This is a genomic window from Lacisediminihabitans sp., from assembly GCF_036404185.1.
Lineage (GTDB): Bacteria > Actinomycetota > Actinomycetes > Actinomycetales > Microbacteriaceae > Lacisediminihabitans.
Genome location: NZ_DASWPB010000184.1, coordinates 1 through 2,652 on the forward strand (window position 1 = coordinate 1; position 2,652 = coordinate 2,652).

Genomic DNA, 2,652 nt, shown 5'->3' on the forward strand with positions numbered 1-2,652 from the left:
CCGTAGCCGGCGTGACCGGCGAGGTCGGAGCGTTTCACGGTCTCTCTCGACTTCCCGCAGGGGACCGGGGTCGAGTCCAGGAGCCGGATCGACTCGGCCCACGACGGGGTATCGCGAGCGAGTTCGGTGATCACTGCGGAGAGGAGTCCACTGGCTTGGCGGACGCGTTTACCACATCCGGATTGTTGCGGGAGGGCGGGAAACATGTCGAGAAAGTGGGTGCGGGCGTAGCGGAGCCATTTGCGTTCCGAGGCGATCCCGAGCAGATGCTGGGCGACGATCAGGCAGAGCAGCTCAACATCGTTCAGCTGTGGTTTGCGACCGGCATGATGCTCGCGTGAAAAACCGAGCGCGGGCATCACCCGGTCGTCGAGATGGACGTAAAGTGTGGTCAGGAGGGTGTTTAGATCTGTTTTCACACGCAGGGTTTAACACCCTCCGTCTCCGATTAACAGCCTCCACACGGCGAAGCCCCGATTAGGACTCACTCATCTAGAGGCGCCTGGGAGCGCGGAATGGCGCCGTGGTATCCGCTGTTGTTGATGTCGGTGGCCAGTCCACCGTCCCCCAGCAGAAAGTAGGCTCGTCCCATGCAAACATTCGTTCTCGCAGGTGGCTGTTTCTGGTGTCTCGACGCGGTGTACCGCACGCTGCGCGGTGTCAGTGACGTCGTCTCCGGTTACACCGGCGGCACCACGAAGAACCCCGACTATGAGGCGGTCTGCACCGGGATGACCGGTCACGCAGAGGCCGTCGCCGTGACCTTCGACCCTGAGGTGATCCCCGCGGAGGTCATCCTCGACGTGTTCTTCTCGCTGCACGACCCTCGCCAGCTGAACCGCCAGGGAAACGACATCGGCACCCAGTACCGCTCGGCGATGTTCTATGCCGACGAGGCGCAGAAGGAGCAGTTCGAGAAGGCCCGGGACCGCGCATCCGGGTACTGGGACGGCGGGATCGTCACGACCATCGACCCGCTCGGTCCGTGGTACCCCGCGGAGGAGTATCACCAGGACTTCTTCGCAAAGAATCCCGGGCAGGGCTACTGCATGGCCGTCGCCGTGCCTAAGGTGAATAAGATCCGCAAGGGGTTTGCGGAGTACGTCCTGGCCTCCTGAACGGGGAGGCACCCGGCCGGTGCTCGATCGGCCGGGCGAGGAGAGGAGCTCGACGATGAGCGACAAGACACTGACCGATGAGGCATCAACCGATGAGACGCGGGCCGGCGAGACATCGACGGATGCGCCGGGCGGGCGGGCGCTGACCGGACGGACCTGGGTGGCGATCGGGCCGGCGGGGGCCGTCGGCTCGATCCACGGCGTGGAGGGCGGCTACACCGTCAAGCTGCTCGACGACGTCGGCTACCGCGGTCACTACCCGACCCTGGACGTGGCGAAACGGGCGCTTCACGCGAGCCTGCTGCCGGGGAGCGATCTGCCGGAGTTCCGGGAGCACTAGCCGGTCTGCGGTCGCCGTTCGGCCGACCTGCTGCGGTGCCCGCCGTCGCGGCGGGGGAAAGCCCTCGCGGAGGGAAAAGGCCCTCGCGGAGGGAGACGCGCCTGCCTCCGCGAGCTGTCTTCCCCGCCGCGGATGGCCGTATCTCCCGCCGCGAAGCAAGCTCGGTCCCGGCACAGTGTCTTCCCGGTCACCGTGTGTTCCGTGTTCCCCGGGAGCTGTGTCTTCCCCGCGAGCGCCGTCTCCTGCGGACCGGGATGCTCTCCTCCTCAACGCGATGACCCGATTTCGATTCCTCCCCATCGAGCGACACCGCCGTTTGCCGTCCGCGCCCACCGCGGCACACTGTCCTGCATGACTGACACCATCACACTCACCGGCCTCGTGGCCACGCAGCCGAGGCACCTCGTCACCAGCGAGGGTCTGCCCATCACCAGCTTCAGGCTGGCCTCCCCCCAGCGTCGGTTCGACCGGTCCCAGGATCGCTGGATCGACGCAGACACCAACTGGTACACCGTCACCGGCTTCCGGCAACTGGCGATCAACATCGCCGGCTCGCTGTCCAAGGGCGACCGCGTCGTGGTGACCGGCCGGCTCAGGATGCGCGACTGGACGGCGGGGGACAAGGCGGGGACGAACATCGAGGTCGACGCGGATTCTATCGGCCACGATCTCAGCTGGGGCACCGCGATCTTCACCCGCAGCATCTCGACCGCGAGCGCGGCCGCCCAGGCGGGCGAGGCGACGCACGACGGGGAGCGGCAGCCCGGCGAGGCCGAGGCATCTCTGTCAGCGACCGATCGTGCCGAGCCCGGCGGACTTGCCGAGGTCGGCGCGTCGGCCGAGCCAGGTGGATTCGCCGACGCGGCGGCGGCGGCGGACGAGGTGAGTGCGCCGTTCTAGGCCGAGCGGGATGGCGTCCATTCCCGGCGCAGTTGGCTGAGGATGACCTCGTCGTGGTACTCGCCATCGTGGAAGACGGCGTCGCGGCGGATTCCTTCTTCTCGATACCCGGCCCTGTGATAGACCCGTCGTGCCCGAGAGTTGAAGGCCCATACCCGGATCTCGATGCGATTCAGACCCATCTCGAGAAAGCCGTATCGCGTGAGGGTCCGCACGACATCGGTGCCGTAGCCCTTGCCGTGATGGTCAGGGCCGATCATGAGAGCCAGCGTCGCCGCGCGTACCGGGAGCTGC

The 2,652-nt window shown here is 66.7% G+C and carries 4 protein-coding genes and 1 pseudogene; 3 read left to right on the forward strand and 2 right to left on the reverse strand.

The annotated features are described in order from the left end of the window. A pseudogene (locus VGC18_RS13300) lies at nucleotides 1-419 on the reverse strand (IS982 family transposase); the annotation flags it as partial. A 171-nt stretch (nucleotides 420-590) separates the two neighbouring features. Here VGC18_RS13300 and msrA point away from each other — a divergent pair. The 3 genes from msrA (at nucleotide 591) to VGC18_RS13315 (ending at nucleotide 2,358) form a co-directional block, all read left to right on the forward strand. Further along, the gene (gene msrA, locus VGC18_RS13305) at nucleotides 591-1,118 is read left to right on the forward strand and encodes a peptide-methionine (S)-S-oxide reductase MsrA (RefSeq protein ID WP_331098170.1); all 528 of its coding nucleotides are present in this window, start codon (nucleotides 591-593) and stop codon (nucleotides 1,116-1,118) included. Between the two features lie 55 nt (nucleotides 1,119-1,173). Beyond that, nucleotides 1,174-1,458 (forward strand): hypothetical protein, encoded by a 285-nt coding sequence (locus tag VGC18_RS13310; protein ID WP_331098172.1) that lies wholly within the window; start codon nucleotides 1,174-1,176, stop codon nucleotides 1,456-1,458. Between the two features lie 351 nt (nucleotides 1,459-1,809). Next, the gene (locus VGC18_RS13315; protein ID WP_331098174.1) at nucleotides 1,810-2,358 is read left to right on the forward strand and encodes a single-stranded DNA-binding protein; all 549 of its coding nucleotides are present in this window, start codon (nucleotides 1,810-1,812) and stop codon (nucleotides 2,356-2,358) included. Here VGC18_RS13315 and VGC18_RS13320 read toward each other — a convergent pair. After that, on the reverse strand, nucleotides 2,355-2,652 hold a 298-nt coding region (locus VGC18_RS13320; RefSeq protein WP_331098176.1), incomplete at its 5' end, for a GNAT family protein. The genes VGC18_RS13315 and VGC18_RS13320 overlap by 4 nt on opposite strands.

What these genes read in the sequence shown, in the direction of transcription:
- VGC18_RS13315 (WP_331098174.1), top strand. Translation starts at nt 1,810, where the DNA reads ATGACTGACACCATCACACTCACCGGCCTCGTGGCCACGCAGCCGAGG.
- msrA (WP_331098170.1), top strand. Translation starts at nt 591, where the DNA reads ATGCAAACATTCGTTCTCGCAGGTGGCTGTTTCTGGTGTCTCGACGCG.
- VGC18_RS13310 (WP_331098172.1), top strand. Translation starts at nt 1,174, where the DNA reads ATGAGCGACAAGACACTGACCGATGAGGCATCAACCGATGAGACGCGG.